We start from the raw sequence: 15,657 nt of genomic DNA, 5'->3' as shown, positions 1-15,657 counted from the left end.
GAAATAAAATAAGAGCAAAAAAATAGATAGAAAAATAATTTAAAAAAACTACTATATTTAAAGCGCTTAACAAAAAGAAGTTATAAAAATTGCTTTTGTATTTAAATTGCTATATACAATAAAAATTAACATCCTTTATAACCCATAAGGTTAAGCAAAAAACAATATAATAACTTAAAATTACAATCTTATGGCATCAATTTCAGAAACAGGTCATGCAAAAAATGTAGCTAACTTTCAAGAACTAATATCTTTTTGTAAAGGATATGCAGAAACATATAACCCTGTAAATACACGGTTAACTATTACTGAATTAGAAAAACTATATACCACTGCCTCAGAAAAATTAGAAGAAGTAGCCACTGCAAAAGCAGCGTATAGTAACGCAGTGAACAATCGTAAAAATGCGTTTGCAAACTTAAAAACACTAGCAACAAAAACACTTAATAGTTTTATAGTATCTGGCGCAGATGCCTTAGCTATTCAAAATGCAAAAACAATTAACAGAAAACTACAAGGGTCGTCAAAAAAAACAACAGTAGAAAAAGAAAAAACAATAGAAGAATCAACAAACAAAACAATTTCCACCTCACAACAATCTTACGATCAGTTAATCAACCACTTTGCAAACCTCATACAAGTTTTAGTACAAAACACCATTTACAACCCAAACGAAGAAGAACTAAAAACAACTTCGTTACAAGCTAAACTTAACCAGTTACAAGAAAACAACACAAAGCTAATTAATGCCTATACACAGTACAGCAATGCAATGATTCAAAGAAACAATACACTATACAATCCATTAACAGGCTTAGTACAAACATCAAAAGAAGTAAAACTTTACGTAAAAAGTATATTCGGCACCAAAAACCCAAAATACAAACAAATAAGTGGGTTAGAATTTAAAGTTATAAGAAAATAACTAATAGCTTTATTATTAAAGCAAACTGCAGTTACACAGAGTGTAACTGCAGTATTTTTTTTATGAATGGTAAAAATAGTTAATCTAACTGAATTTATTATTTTATATACTTCAATTATACTTTTTATAACTTCTTTAATATTTTTACTTACTGCAATATTATTTTTATCATAAACATTTATAAAACTATAAACTTAAATAACAGATAAAGAAGTTGCAATAATAATTCTACTAACTTAAAGTTTTATTTTTACAATTTATAAAACCTACTTTTTAACTAATTGCTTAGTATACCTTTTCCCTGTATCATCTAAAGACACAAAATAAATTCCTGCTGATAATTTTGAAACATCTACATTATTATTTCTAGAACTCATTTTTACTTTCGTAAGCAACCTTCCGTTAGCATTATAAATAGCAACCTCTCTATTTTTCCACAGCTCATTATTTACTTGTAAAACCATAAAACTATCCTCAATAGGATTAGGTGAAAAAACAATTACATCCTTATCATTTACTAAAACACGTTCCGTATTTAAATTAGAGGCTTTAGCACTACCACAATTTCCAATATTATTCCATCCATTTGAAGTTCTCTCATACAAAACATTAAAATAAACAACCCTATCACCAACCTGGTAATTTTGAGAAGAATCATATTCAGGCACCCCATCACAAATATTAGTAGTAGTCCCTCCATCACCCTCAATAATAGTTATAGTATAATCTTCAACCTCACCGTAATCAAACGAACCACAAGAAGCAGGAGTATTATTGTATCGCATAGACACCCTCATTCTTGTATTACCTAGTTTTGCAGTAGTAGGTACAGTAAATGTACCATTAACAGAACTATCAGAAGAAGCACTTTTAACCCATACTTGCTCTCCACTATCTTCAAAATCAGAATCCTGATTATAATCAATCCAAACAGCATATCCCTCTTTGTAAACAGTACCTGTCCATTTAGGAGTAACAGTAATTGTATTAGAACTACCTTGCTCTAAATTAGTAGAAATACTAGTAAAATCCTCATATCCATTAGAAGCTCCTGAATTATTATTAATAGCCCCAAGTGTTACATTCTGAATATATTCATCATTAACATTATTTCCTTTTGATTCACAATACGTTGTTGGTACACTAACACTTCCTTTACTTTTCGCTACCTCAATTAAATACTCTAAACCAAGTTTAGCAAACTTTGCTGCGTGCGTAGCATTGGCAGTTGGAAACCTACTAGATGTATCATTTACAGTATGAATATAAGGGCTTGAATCATTAAAAGAAGCCTCAAAAGGAAAAGCAGCATCATATCCTTGTTGTGCCCAACTATAATGATCGGAACAACCGTAATTACATCGTGTATAATCGTAAGTAAATTGATGACTTCCTGAAGCATTATAATGATCCATAAGACTAGCTAAAAAAGCATTAAGAGTGCTACTATTATAACTATCATCAGAAATATAAACATCCTTTGGTGACCCTTTATAATTCGTCATATCAAACTGCACATACGACAACACATTAACATTTCTATTTTTATAATCTTCAGCAATCTCTTTAGAGCCTCTTAACCCAACCTCTTCGGCAGCAAATGCCATAAGCTCTATAGTTCTTTTTGGTTCAAAATTCATTTCAAAAAGTACTCTAGCCATTTCAGTAATTGTAGCAATACCAGAAGCATTATCATCAGCACCAGGCGCATTCGTTTCTCTTTCTGGGCTAACAGAATCAATATGTCCACCTATAATTACATACTCATTAGGAAGATCACTTCCTTGAATAGTCATAACAACCGAAGGCATTGTAGTACTACTGTGGTTAACTATTCTCACACTAACATCAGACCTACCACTAGCCATGGTTTCCCATTTTTGTTTTAAATCCTGAACAGCATCTTTTGCCTTTTGTGTAGTATGATATCTAGTACCATAGTTTTCAAGCTCTACTATTTGATTGGCAATATTTGTATTATTAACCAAGCCCAAACTTTGATTTACAACTTGATCTTCACTAATAGTATACGATGCTCTCTGTTGATACCTTTTTTTACTCTGGAGTTTCTGAATAGTTTGTAAAGCTTGTTTTTCAGAAGGCTCATAAATAAACCCAGGACCATGAGTTAAAATCATATGATGCAATTTCTCAGCTGCATGATGACTTAACTTTACTGCACTAAAACCATTAGTAGAGGAAAGAATTTTAATATCAGAAGGAGCAACTTTTTGTAGTTTTAAAGCATCGTTGGTTTCAATAGTACCATAAAACATTTTTTCTTGGCTGTAAATAGTAGAAAAACTAAGGCACAGCAATAGTAACGAAAGTAGAAAATACTTTTTTTTCATTTTTGAAGGGTATTAATGTTAATTTAAAATTTCATGTAAGTTATTAAAAATTAACATTATAGAGTGAAATTATTTTTAATTATCACTTAACCATAAGCTTAAATCTAAAATTTATTCATTCTATCACTCAACAAGTTTTGTGGTATATTCCTTTTTTTGCATCTTTATATGTACACAAACTTTCGCTATAAATGTTTTCAAAACATAGAATAACCAACGCTTATAAAAAAGCAAAAAAACTACCTTTAAACAAGTATACTAAATACATTTTATTTTCTGATTGCCATAGAGGTGATAACAGTTTTGCCGATGACTTTGCTCATAATCGAAAAATATATCATTACGCCTTATCTCAATACCTTCAAAAAGAATTTACCTATATAGAATTAGGAGATGGTGATGAACTTTGGGAAAATAAATTCGTGAATATTTTCAATGCAAATAAAGACATCTACTTATTACTTCAAAAATTCCATCAACAAAACAAGCTACATTTTATTTGGGGGAATCATGATATGAATTATAGAAAACCTAAAAATGTTGCTAAAAACTTTAATTCTTATTATGATACTATTGACGGAAAGAAAAAAGAATTAATGCCCAATGCCTCTTTTTCTGAAGCAATTAAATTGACACAAGAAGATGGGAAGTCTATTTTTTTACTCCACGGTCATCAAGCTGATTGGTTCAATTATACTTTTTGGAAATTTAGTAGATTTTTAGTTCGTGTTTTATGGCGACCACTACAAATACATGGAATTAAAGACCCTACAAGTCCCGCTCAAAACTTTAAAGAACTCATAAAGGTAGAGAAACATTTAGAAGAATGGATTAAAAACAATAACAACCAAATGATTGTTACAGGACACACGCACCGTCCTCGGTTTCCATCAGAAAGCGAGCTTCCACATTTTAATGATGGCAGTTGTGTACATCCAAGATGTATTACTGGTTTAGAGATTGAAAACAATGAAATAACCCTTATTAAATGGCACGTAGTAACCAATAAAGATGGCACCATGCAAATTACAAGAACAGTTCTTGAAGGACCTAAAAAAATAACTAACTACATTTAACTTCGTAACTTTTTATTAACTCAAAACCACACATCACATAACAGTTTGTTAAATTGTACTTAATATTTACATTAAAAAAAGAGAATACTTTTGATTCACCTCTAAAGAGGAGTAGTCATTATAAATTTATTAGTTTTTGTCGACTATTTATTTGACTTACTATATACTGCCTTGAAAACAAGGCAGTTTTTTAATATTAGGTTAACACTAAATTAACATTAAGGTTTGTTATTTGCCGCGACAAAAACTAGTAAACAACATCTAATGAACTGTAAAACAATACTTACGTCTGTAAGTATGTTTGTGTTACTTTACACACATGCACAACAAACAAGCGCACCAAAATTTGGAAAAGGTATATTTAACCTAGTAGGAAAAGATAGTACTTGGTCTATGAAAATGGGAGCTAGAATGCAATTTTTAGCAACTGCCGAATGGGATTCTAACAAAGACGGCTTATACAACCCATCGTCTTCAATGTTGGTGAGAAGAGCTCGTTTAAAATTTAATGGATTTGCTTTTTCTCCTAAATTAAAATATAAAATAGAACTTGGGTTATCTAATAGAGATATTAGTGGTGCTTCAGAACATACAGGAAATGCTCCAAGGTATATTTTAGATGCTTTTATAAAGTGGAATTTCCATCAAAACTTCGAGCTATGGTTTGGACAAACTAAATTACCAGGAAACCGAGAACGTATTATTTCTTCTGCAAATATGCAATTAGTAGATCGCTCTTTATTAAACAGTCGTTTTAATATTGATAGAGATATGGGACTACAATTAAGACACCATTTTAATTTATCTGATAAGTTTATTGTAAGAGAAGCATTAGCTTTTTCACAAGGTGAAGGAAGAAATGTTACTGTAGGTAACCTAGGAGGACATCAGTATACTGCTCATCTTGAGTTTTTACCTTTTGGAAAATTTGAAGGTAAGGGTGATTATACAGGTGGAGACTTAAAAAGAGAACAAACACCTAAACTTGCTATCGGTATGAGTTATGACTTTAACAACAATGCCGTAAAAACCAGAAGTAATCAAGGTACCTATATGGTTAATGATGAAGGATATTATCAAACAAATATTTCAACCTTTTTTATGGATGCTATGTTTAAATACAAAGGATTCTCTTTTATGGGCGAATATGCATATAGAGACGCCAAAGATCCTATTGCAAAAAATTCAGATGGCACACCTACAGGTGAAATTGTACAAGTAGGAAGTGGTTTAAACCTTCAATCAGGATATTTGTTTGCTAAAAACTGGGAAATATCAGGTCGTTTTACCAATATTTCTTTAGACGAAAACATCACAGGAAAAGGAACTGAAAACCAATACACATTAGGATTATCAAAGTACATCGTTGGTCATAAATTAAAAGTACAAACCGATATTAGTTACCTAGATGTAGCCACAGCTACAAATCAATTAATGTATAGATTACAAGTAGATATCCATCTTTAAATGATAACATAAACATAACACGAGAGCATTCTTGTGTAACTAAATTTGCAAAACTTAATTAAAAACTAAAAAATGGGAGATCCATATATTTTGATGCTAGTCGCTTTAGCTGTTTTAGCTATTGTCGACTTGGTTGTGGGAGTTAGTAACGATGCTGTAAACTTTTTAAATTCAGCAATCGGTTCTAAAGCAATTAAAGTAAGAAATATTATGATAATTGCGAGCGTTGGGGTGTTTTTTGGAGCAGTTACCTCAAGCGGTATGATGGAAGTAGCACGTAAGGGTATTTTTAACCCTAACATGTTTATGTTCCAAGATATCATGTTTATTTTTATGGCAGTTATGATTACTGATATTTTACTGTTAGATATCTTTAATTCATTAGGTATGCCAACCTCAACAACGGTTTCTATTGTATTTGAATTATTAGGTGCAGCAGTGTGTATTTCGTTAATTAAAATTGCTGCCAACGATGCACATTCTATTTCTGATATTTGGACTTATATCAATCATCAAAAAGCTATTCAAATTATAAACGGAATTCTACTCTCCGTAGTTGTAGCCTTTTCTGTAGGAGCCATTGTACAATTCTTTTCTCGTTTAATTTATTCATTTAATTTCGAAAAAAGACCTACATATATTAACTCATTATTTGGTGGTTTTGCAATTACAGCAATTACTTATTTTATCATTATCAAAGGAATGAAAGGAACTCCTTTTTATAGTGATGTAAAACACCTAATTGAAGGAAACACTATACTTATCATAGCTGGGAGTTTTATTTTTTGGAGTGTTGTTTCTCATCTTTTAATCCAGTTTTTAAAAGTTAATATTTTAAAATTAATTATTGGTATTGGTACTTTCTCATTAGCCATGGCGTTCTCTGGTAACGATTTAGTAAACTTTATTGGTGTACCAATTGCTGCTTGGAACTCATACCAAGCTTGGGAAGTATCTGGTGTTGCTCCTGATGCTTTTTCTATGGGTATTTTAGCTAAAAAAGTACCTTCTAACGTATGGTTACTATTATTAGCTGGAGCTATTATGGTGGTTACTTTATGGACTTCTAGTAAAGCAAGAAACGTAATTAAAACTGGTATTGACTTATCTCGTCAAGGAGACGGGCATGAGAAATTTCAACCAAATCCATTATCAAGAATTGTTGTTAGAACAGCGATGGGTATAAATGCTGGTATTAGCTTTATTGTACCTAAAAAAGCTTTAAACTTTATAGATTCTAAGTTTCAAAAACCTGTAATTGAATTACCTAAAGACAAAACGTATGAAATGCCTGCCTTCGATTTAGTAAGAGCATCTGTAAACTTAATTGTTGCTGGTATTTTAATTTCTATTGCAACTTCAATGAAGCTGCCTTTATCAACTACTTATGTAACATTTATGGTAGCAATGGGTACTTCCTTAGCTGATAGAGCTTGGGGGCGTGAAAGTGCTGTTTATAGAGTTGCTGGTGTAATTAATGTTATTGGTGGGTGGTTCTTAACTGCCATTACAGCTTTCTTAACAGCTGCTTTAGTAGCTTATTTAATTAGCTGGGATATGGTAATGATTCCTGTATTGTTATTAGTAGTTGCTCTTTTAATTGCAAGAAATACTTTACAACACAGAAAAAAATCTAAAGAAGAAAAGAAACAAGTACATATGGAAAGAGCAGAATTAATCACTATTAATGGTGTTATTGAAGAAAGCTCAGATCATATTGCTGGTGTTGCTCATCGTATTAATAAATTATACTCAAGTGTTGTAAAAGACCTTGCTACTCACGATTTAATAAAACTGCGTAAAACTGATAAGCACGTTACTAAGTTAAACGATGAAATAGATAGTTTAAAAGACGGAGTATTCTACTTTATTAAGTCGTTAGACGATACTTCGGTACAAGCCAGTAGATTTTATATTTTAATTTTAGGGTATTTACAAGACGTTGCACAATCTATTAGCTACATTTCTAGAGCTACATATAAACACGTTAACAACAACCATAAAAACCTTAAAAAAGGACAAATTAAAGACCTTAAAAGTATTGACAATACACTTTCTAAGCTATTAGCTGATATTGGTGATACTTTTGAAAATAGAAGCTTTGATAATTTAGAGCATATTATTAATGAAAAGAAAGAATTATTAAAGGATGTATCTAAATCTATTGAAAAACAAGTAGATCGTATTAGAACAGACGAAACAAGTCCAAAAAATACTACATTATACTTTAGTATTTTAATAGAAACACAAGATTTAGTTTCTGGATTAATGAGTTTACTGGAAACCTACGAAGAGTTTCATATTAGTACAAAATCAGCAGAAATAGAAGCTTAATCAAACAAAAGCCGAGGGATTACCTCGGCTTTTTTATTTCTCTATTTTTATAAACTATAATTATTCCTTCTTCTTCATGGGACGCATTAAACCTTCTTGTGCTACCGAAGCAATCAGTTTACCTTCCCTTGTATAAATATTTCCACAAGCAAACCCCCTAGCTCCATTCGTGTTAGGGCTTTCTACCGAGAACAACATCCAATCATTAAAATCGAAATCACGATAGAACCACATCGAATGGTCTAAACTTGCCATTTGTGTGTTTCCAAAGTTAGCTACGCTTGCATTCGGGTTTAAACAAGCCGTTAAAATATTATAGTCTGATATATACGTTAATATTTGTTGTTTAATTCCTAACGATAAATCAGAAGCTTCTCCTTTTAATTTAAACCAAACATCTACTACTGGAGGTAAATCTTTTCGGTCTAACGGATTTACGATCTGCACTGGTTTAAAATCAATAGGTCGCTCAATACTTAAAAAATCTTTCATTTTCTTTGGTAAAAAAGCTCCAAATTGATCTAACATATCTGTCCAACTCAACAACTCTTCAGGTTGTTTTAAATCTTTTTTTATAGGCATTTGATGCTCATATCCTTCTTCTTCTTTATGAAAAGAACAAGACAGTATAAAAATCGTTTTATCTTTTTGATGTGCTGTAACTCTACGTGTAGAGAAACTACCTCCATCACGAATAGTTTGCACATTGTAAGTTATAGGCAACTCTAAATTTCCTGCCTCTAAAAAATACGAGTGTAACGAATGTAATATACGTTCTTTAGGTGTTGTTCTATACGCTGCATTTAGTGCTTGCGCTAATACTTGACCTCCAAAAACATTTGGACTTCCTATATCTCTACTTACTCCGTTAAAATTCCCTTCACCTAAATCGTCAAGGGTAAGTATATTTAATAATTCTTGTGTGTTTTTCATTTGTTAATACAGTAAAAGGGGTTTAATTCTTTATACTTTTTTTGTTTTAAAAGGCTTTATTAATCGGAATTCTGTTGGTTGAATTCTATTCAAAAATAAGCTTAAAATACGATTTGGAATGCTTTTTCTATGTCGCAAATAAATTGTTAAGTCCTGCGGTGCTGCTCCTACTGAACTTTTTATTTCACTAGCTGTTCTTCCAAAATTTATAGTTTTTATATTATTATCTATACCCAATAATATATAATCGTATAACATACGTTGGTAAATAGCATAGCTTTTATTAACGGTATAATCAATTCCTACAAAATGTGCATCTAATGAGTTTTGATTTTTTATTCCTGATAAAAACCCAACTAACTTATCTCCTAACCAATATACTTTAATAACATAGTCATCCTTTAAATTTTCTTTTAAAGATATATACGTTTCTATATTAAAATATCCTAAGTTAAAACTCGCCTTGTTTGATACATTTTTATACAGTAACGTCATATTTGGCAGTAATTGCTTCAAAGAATCAATAGTTACTTCTTCCGTTCGTAAGCCTCTACTCTTCTGTAACGCTTTTTTTGCTTTTACTCTATACTTTGTTTTTAATGCTGCTAAATAATCATCAAAAGTATTCCAATTATCATCTAACGTTAACATCATATTTGGATCTACATTAAACGAATTATACCCCACACTGTGTAATGCATCGGTAATAAAAAGAGATTCATTTACAAAATCTTTCAACATAAAAGCGTCAATTGTTTCTTTTGAAATATCTTTTTCAAAGGCTACAATAGCTTTAGCAAGTTGTTTTACAATTTGTTTTTTATCTTGATTTGGTTTGATGAATATTCCGTGCTCTCCACTTACAAAAGTATTACCACATGTAAGTATTTTAAATGGTTTTTGAGGAGACAATAAATGTAGTTTTCTCCCCATACATCGTATCCATTCTACAACCGATTGTAAATCGTTTTGAACACTTTCTAAATAAAAATCTACCAATTGAATAGTAGCAAAGGCTATTGCTTCTTTTTTTTCATCAAACAATAAAATATAAGAAAACTGTATTTGCTGATTATTCTTTTCTAAAGCTTCTAAATACGCTGGTTGAAAGTATAAATTATCTACACAGTCAAGCTCTTCCCAAACCTTTTCTGGTATGTCTTTTACTGAGGAAAAGTAACATATATTGGATATTTTTTTTCTACAGGATAAAATAATAACAGCGTTTATGGTTTGTATTTGTGGTAAATTAGTAAAAGTTTATTAATTATTCTATTAATTGTTTTAAACGACACCATTATTCCAAACAGGTACTTTTAAAAATCTACTTATTTTTACCATATCGCTCAACAAATATTCTTTGTCTCCGTGGTTTAATAAATTATGACGTTCTCCACCTTGAGTAACTAAATTTACCTCGTAACAGTAATAACCTCCTGACTTATTTCCTTGAACAAATTTTGATAACACTTGTAAGGCATATACTTGCTGAAAAGGTATTATTTCACCATCAACTACTATTTTTCTCTTTTGAGAGTTTAAAACTGCTTTAGCTCCAAAAGAAAACAGTAAGAAAATCCCTATTAATACAAAGGGACCTCCAGAAATAAAAAATAATTTCCCTCCATGCATAAACGTTAATGGTTCTTTTGAAAACTCAAAGAACTCAATATACGACCAAACTACATAGTTTAAGCCCATTAAAAGGAAACTCCAAGCTACAAATTTCAGATAAGCACTAGAGGTAATTTTGTATCCAAAAGCTGTTTTTCGTAAACGTTCACTTAAAAAATTGCTTCCTGAACCTTTAACCGCATTCCAAGAGACATGTTGCCCAATAGCATCAGTTGTAAAATCATCAAAAGAAAATTCTATTTGCCTATTGCTCGATGAGTTTTTCTTTCTTTTTGCCCAATAGCTAGAACCAAACATACCAATAAACATAAAAGCTAAAACGGCTAACATACCACCTGTTTTATAGTAAGTATATCGCTGTTTACTTATACTTAACTGATGGATTGGAACGGTAATTTCAAGACGTTTTATATTGTTTAAATCTTTTCTTGTAGGACTTGTAAGTTGTTGTAACGAGTCTAATTCTTGTGCTTTTTGCTGTACTTCTAAATCTCGCTTATGAAATGATTCATACATATTTTGAAACTGTGGAAGCGCTACGAAAATAAAAATCCCGATTGGGATTATTGCAAAAACCCAAGAGTTGTTGAGAGATATTTTTTTCATGTTTTATTTTTTTGGGAAAGCAAATTTGCGAAAAGTTTTTGGTTTTGTCGTATAAAAAAAGACCTTTACATAAATGTAAAAGTCTTTCTAAATTATATTTTAAAACTCTATTTGCAGTATTCTACTTCAAATGAACCAGATACTTTATTTTGTTTATCGATTGATTCAGCTTCTATTTTTAAATTAATTTTAGAATCTGAAATACTTACAACTTCAACATTTGACCCCAAAACATTAAGTAAGTTTCCTTCTCCATCTTTGAAAACAACATTTACATCATTATACGTTCCCACTTTACCTTCTACTAATAAAGAAACTTCTAACTTATAATCAAAAATATCTGAATCACAACCTACCTCTTCGTTTGTAATATTAATTGAAACTTCTCCTTCTTTTCCTGAGGCAAATGACTTTCCCCCTTTGGCAGTAAAATCTTTTCCATAAACTTTACCTTTTAAAATAGTACTAGGTATTGAGGTATCTACGTTGTCCGTATTATCATCATCTGAACAACCAGTCATTACCAATGTTAAACATACTAAAGCTACATAACTAATTTTGAAAAACTTTTTCATTTATTAAATATTTATTATTTTTTTAGAGGCGCTAATATAACCTAAAATAAAAAAGCAGCAAATAATAAATAGTTTATTGTTATTATTACTCACAAAAAGGAACCGTAAAAAACCCTTCTACCATATTATCAGCACTTGAGTTTGCTTTTATTTTTAAGGTAAGTTCACTATTCGTAAACCTTACAACTTCTACAACTCCTTGAAGGTAGTTTGAAGGACTCGCTCCTTTCTTATTAAAAACTACATTCACATTATTATAAGTTCCTAACTCTGCTTTCACATAAGTTGCAATTCTTAATTCGTAATTAAGAACATCAGAACTACAATCAGCTTGAATATTGGTAATATGTACTGAAAGTTCATTATTTCCCGTCATAAATGCTTTACCTCCTTCAGCCGTAAAACTTGTTCCAAATACTTTTCCTGATAATTTCGTATTTGCAATTCCTGCTGGATCGGTATCACTATCTGAACAACTACTCATCACTAGGGTTAAACACACTAAAACCGCATAGCTAATTTTAAAAATCTTTTTCATTCGTTTAAATTTTAATTTGTTTTTACTGGCTGCGAATTTAGTTTAAAAATAAAAACCCACAAACAAATTAATTGCTTGTGGGTCTTTTATATTTTATAAGGTTAGCTTACCCTACAATATTTATAATTTTCCCTGGAACAATAATTACTTTTTTAGGCTCTCTTCCTTGTAATTGTTGTTGTGTTTTTTCATGTGCCATGACTGTTTTCTCAATTTCATCTTTGCTCATGTCTAACGGTAATTCTAAAGTAAAACGCATTTTTCCATTGAAAGAAACTGGATAGTTCTTTGAGCTTTCAACTAAATGCTTTTCTTCAAATTTTGGGAAAGCTACAGTTGCAATAGACTCATTGTGCCCTAACTGACTCCATAATTCTTCTGCAATATGCGGAGCATACGGAGAAATTAGCACTAATAAAGGTTCTAAAATTTGTCTCTTATTACACTTTTGAGCAGTCAACTCGTTTACCGCAATCATAAAGGTAGAAACTGACGTATTGAACGAGAAGTTCTCAATATCTTCTTCTACTTTTTTAATGGTTTTATGTAAGGTCTTTAGCTCGTCTTTAGTTGGTTCTGCATCAGAAACGTTGATACCGTTTTCATCAGTAAATAATTTCCATAATTTCTTTAGGAAAGAATACACTCCTGAAATACCAGATGTTTTCCAGGGTTTGGTTTGCTCTAACGGCCCTAAGAACATTTCGAATAAACGTAAACTATCCGCACCGTATTCTTCACAAATCAAATCTGGATTTACCACATTGTATTTCGATTTTGACATTTTTTCAACCTCGCGTGAAACTTTAAAAGTTCCATCTTCTTCATATATAAATGTAGCATCTTTAAATTCTGGTCTCCAATTTTTAAAAGCTTCTGTATCTAATTCATCAGAAGCATTTACAAAAGAAACATCTGAATGAATTGGAGAAAATTTTAATCCATCTACTGTAGTTTCAGTATTACTATTATAAATGTCTTTTTCAACCATTTCAAATATTTCTATGAAAGTCCTTAAAACATCCTCGTATTTTTCATTTAGCTCGACATCATAAATAGGTGTTTCTTCCAATAATAGTCCAAACAAACGTTTATAACCACCATTCCATATAAACTTCAACTTTTCATTATTTGGTATTTTTGGATTTTCTACCAAAAAGCTATGCAGTTCTTTAAATTTCTCAACAAAACCATAACTTACATAAATAGGGTTAGTCAATGCAGGAAGTCCATTTACTTTTTCCGGATTATATCCTCCAACGTAATCAACTCTATACACAAAAGCAGAAGTTCCTAAAATCATTCCTTGGTTAATCAGTTTTTTAGCAAATTCATCCACAGGTAACAATCCTCTATCAAATAAGAATTTTTGCCAAAAACGTGCATATAATAAGTGTCCTGTCGCGTGTTCAGAACCTCCAATATATAAATCTACTTCTTTCCAATAGTCAACCGCTTCTTTGCTAACAAACTCTCCTTCGTTATTCGAATCCATATAGCGGTTAAAGTACCAAGAACTTCCTGCCCACCCTGGCATGGTATTTAATTCTAATGGGAAGACTTTGATATTATCAATAAGTTCGTTGCTAACTACCTCTGCGGTTTCGCAGTTCCACGCCCAAACATCAGCATTTCCTAATGGTGGTTTTCCGTCTTCAGTTGGTAAGTATTTTTCAACTTCTGGTAATACGATTGGCAAATGCTTTGCATCAATCATTTGCGGCATTCCGTCTTTGTAATATACGGGGAATGGTTCTCCCCAATAACGTTGACGGCTAAATACTGCATCGCGTAAACGATAGTTTATTTTTCCGTAACCAAATCCACGTTTTTCTAATTCGTAGATTACAGTTTTCATTCCTTTCTTATAATTTAAACCATCTAAGAAATCAGAGTTTACTAATTTAATTCCGTCTTTAGCATCATTCGCTTTTTCAGAAATATCAACATCTGCAAAAATATTTGGAATCTCTAATCCGAAGTGTTTTGCAAAATCATAATCACGTTGGTCACCACATGGTACCGCCATAACAGCTCCTGTTCCGTAGCTTGCTAATACATAATCACCAATCCAAATCGGTACTTGTTTTCCTGTAAACGGGTGCAACGCATACGCCCCAGTAAACACTCCTGAAATAGTTTTTACATCTGCCATACGATCACGCTCTGAACGTTTTGCTGTTGCCTCTATGTATTCTTCAACAGCCTTTCTTTGCTCATCAGTCACGATTCGTGACACTAATTCGTGTTCTGGAGCTAAGGTCATAAAAGACACTCCAAAAATAGTATCAGGACGTGTCGTAAACACATCTATTTTAGCATCGTGTCCATCCACATCGAAAGAAACCATGGCACCTTGCGAACGACCAATCCAGTTGGTTTGACTATCTTTTAATGGTTGTGGCCAATCGATATGTTGTAATCCGTCTAATAAACGTTGTGCATACGCAGAAATTCGCATAGACCATTGGGTCATTTTTTTACGAACTACTGGATGCCCTCCACGTTCTGAAACTCCGTTAACAATTTCATCGTTTGCTAATACCGTTCCTAAAGCTGGACACCAATTTACTTCGGTATCGGACAAGAATGTTAAACGGTATTGTAATAGTATTTCTTGTTGTTCTTTCTCTGACAAACTTTTCCATTCATCGGCAGAAAAAACAGCAATATCTTCATCAGCAACTGCATTTACATTCGCATTTCCTTCCGCTTCAAACTTTGCTACTAAAGTTGTAATGTCTTCTGCTTTATCAGTCTCTTTATTGTACCAAGAATTGAATAGTTGAATAAAAATCCACTGAGTCCATTTGTAATATTCTGGATTTGAAGTACGAACTTCACGAGACCAATCGAACGAAAACCCGATATTATCTAACTGACGACGGTAGGTTTTGATATTCGTTTCGGTAGTAATTGCTGGATGCTGCCCTGTTTGAATCGCATATTGTTCAGCAGGTAACCCGAAAGAGTCATATCCTTGTGGATGCAATACATTAAACCCTTTATGACGTTTATAACGCGCATAAATATCAGATGCGATATATCCTAACGGATGCCCTACATGTAATCCTGCTCCTGATGGATAAGGAAACATGTCTAACACATAATATTTTGGCTTATCAGAATTATTTTCAGCTTTAAATGTACTTTTCTCTGCCCAGTACTTTTGCCACTTTTTTTCTATCTCTTGGTGATTGTATTGCATTTGTAATCG

General features: G+C 31.8%; 11 protein-coding genes. 4 read left to right on the top strand and 7 right to left on the bottom strand.

The window, feature by feature from the left end; all coding sequences use genetic code 11:
- Positions 1-190: 190 nt before the first annotated feature.
- Positions 191-925 (top strand): hypothetical protein, encoded by a 735-nt coding sequence (locus Q4517_RS01380; protein WP_303505381.1) that lies wholly within the window; start codon positions 191-193, stop codon positions 923-925.
- A 266-nt stretch (positions 926-1,191) separates the two neighbouring features.
- Here the strand turns inward: Q4517_RS01380 and Q4517_RS01375 are convergent, their stop codons facing one another.
- Positions 1,192-3,276 (bottom strand): M20/M25/M40 family metallo-hydrolase, encoded by a 2,085-nt coding sequence (locus tag Q4517_RS01375; RefSeq protein WP_303505379.1) that lies wholly within the window; start codon positions 3,274-3,276, stop codon positions 1,192-1,194.
- A gap of 191 nt (positions 3,277-3,467) precedes the next feature.
- Here Q4517_RS01375 and Q4517_RS01370 point away from each other — a divergent pair, with 191 nt between their 5' ends.
- From Q4517_RS01370 to Q4517_RS01360, 3 genes are all read left to right on the top strand, one after another.
- Complete coding sequence (locus tag Q4517_RS01370) at positions 3,468-4,352, top strand: metallophosphoesterase (RefSeq protein WP_303505377.1); 885 nt, start codon at positions 3,468-3,470, stop codon at positions 4,350-4,352.
- A gap of 264 nt (positions 4,353-4,616) precedes the next feature.
- A complete protein-coding gene (locus tag Q4517_RS01365) occupies positions 4,617-5,819 on the top strand; it encodes a porin (protein WP_303505375.1) in 1,203 nt (400 codons plus the stop codon).
- 72 nt (positions 5,820-5,891) lie between these two features.
- Positions 5,892-8,153, top strand: coding sequence for an inorganic phosphate transporter (locus tag Q4517_RS01360; RefSeq protein ID WP_303505374.1), 2,262 nt, complete (start codon positions 5,892-5,894; stop codon positions 8,151-8,153).
- A 60-nt stretch (positions 8,154-8,213) separates the two neighbouring features.
- Here the strand turns inward: Q4517_RS01360 and Q4517_RS01355 are convergent, their stop codons facing one another.
- The 6 genes from Q4517_RS01355 to Q4517_RS01330 form a co-directional block, all read right to left on the bottom strand.
- Positions 8,214-9,086, bottom strand: a complete 873-nt coding sequence (locus tag Q4517_RS01355) for an acyl-CoA thioesterase II (protein WP_159610976.1) — start codon at positions 9,084-9,086, stop codon at positions 8,214-8,216.
- A 30-nt stretch (positions 9,087-9,116) separates the two neighbouring features.
- Positions 9,117-10,130: a peptidogalycan biosysnthesis protein gene (locus Q4517_RS01350; RefSeq protein WP_303505365.1), complete on the bottom strand. Its 1,014-nt coding sequence runs from the start codon at positions 10,128-10,130 to the stop codon at positions 9,117-9,119.
- Between the two features lie 240 nt (positions 10,131-10,370).
- Entirely contained in the window at positions 10,371-11,327 is a 957-nt protein-coding gene (locus tag Q4517_RS01345) for a hypothetical protein (RefSeq protein ID WP_303505363.1), read from the bottom strand.
- A 107-nt stretch (positions 11,328-11,434) separates the two neighbouring features.
- Positions 11,435-11,902: a hypothetical protein gene (locus Q4517_RS01340; protein ID WP_303505361.1), complete on the bottom strand. Its 468-nt coding sequence runs from the start codon at positions 11,900-11,902 to the stop codon at positions 11,435-11,437.
- An 85-nt stretch (positions 11,903-11,987) separates the two neighbouring features.
- Complete coding sequence (locus tag Q4517_RS01335; protein WP_303505359.1) at positions 11,988-12,440, bottom strand: hypothetical protein; 453 nt, start codon at positions 12,438-12,440, stop codon at positions 11,988-11,990.
- A 106-nt stretch (positions 12,441-12,546) separates the two neighbouring features.
- Positions 12,547-15,648 (bottom strand): leucine--tRNA ligase, encoded by a 3,102-nt coding sequence (locus Q4517_RS01330; RefSeq protein ID WP_303505355.1) that lies wholly within the window; start codon positions 15,646-15,648, stop codon positions 12,547-12,549.
- Positions 15,649-15,657 lie beyond the last annotated feature (9 nt).

The sequence above is a fragment of the Tenacibaculum sp. 1_MG-2023 genome, from assembly GCF_030547425.1.
In the GTDB taxonomy this organism is placed as follows: Bacteria; Bacteroidota; Bacteroidia; order Flavobacteriales; family Flavobacteriaceae; genus Polaribacter.
Note: the sequence above shows the minus strand (reverse complement) of the source record. Positions and strands in the feature narration are given on the sequence as shown.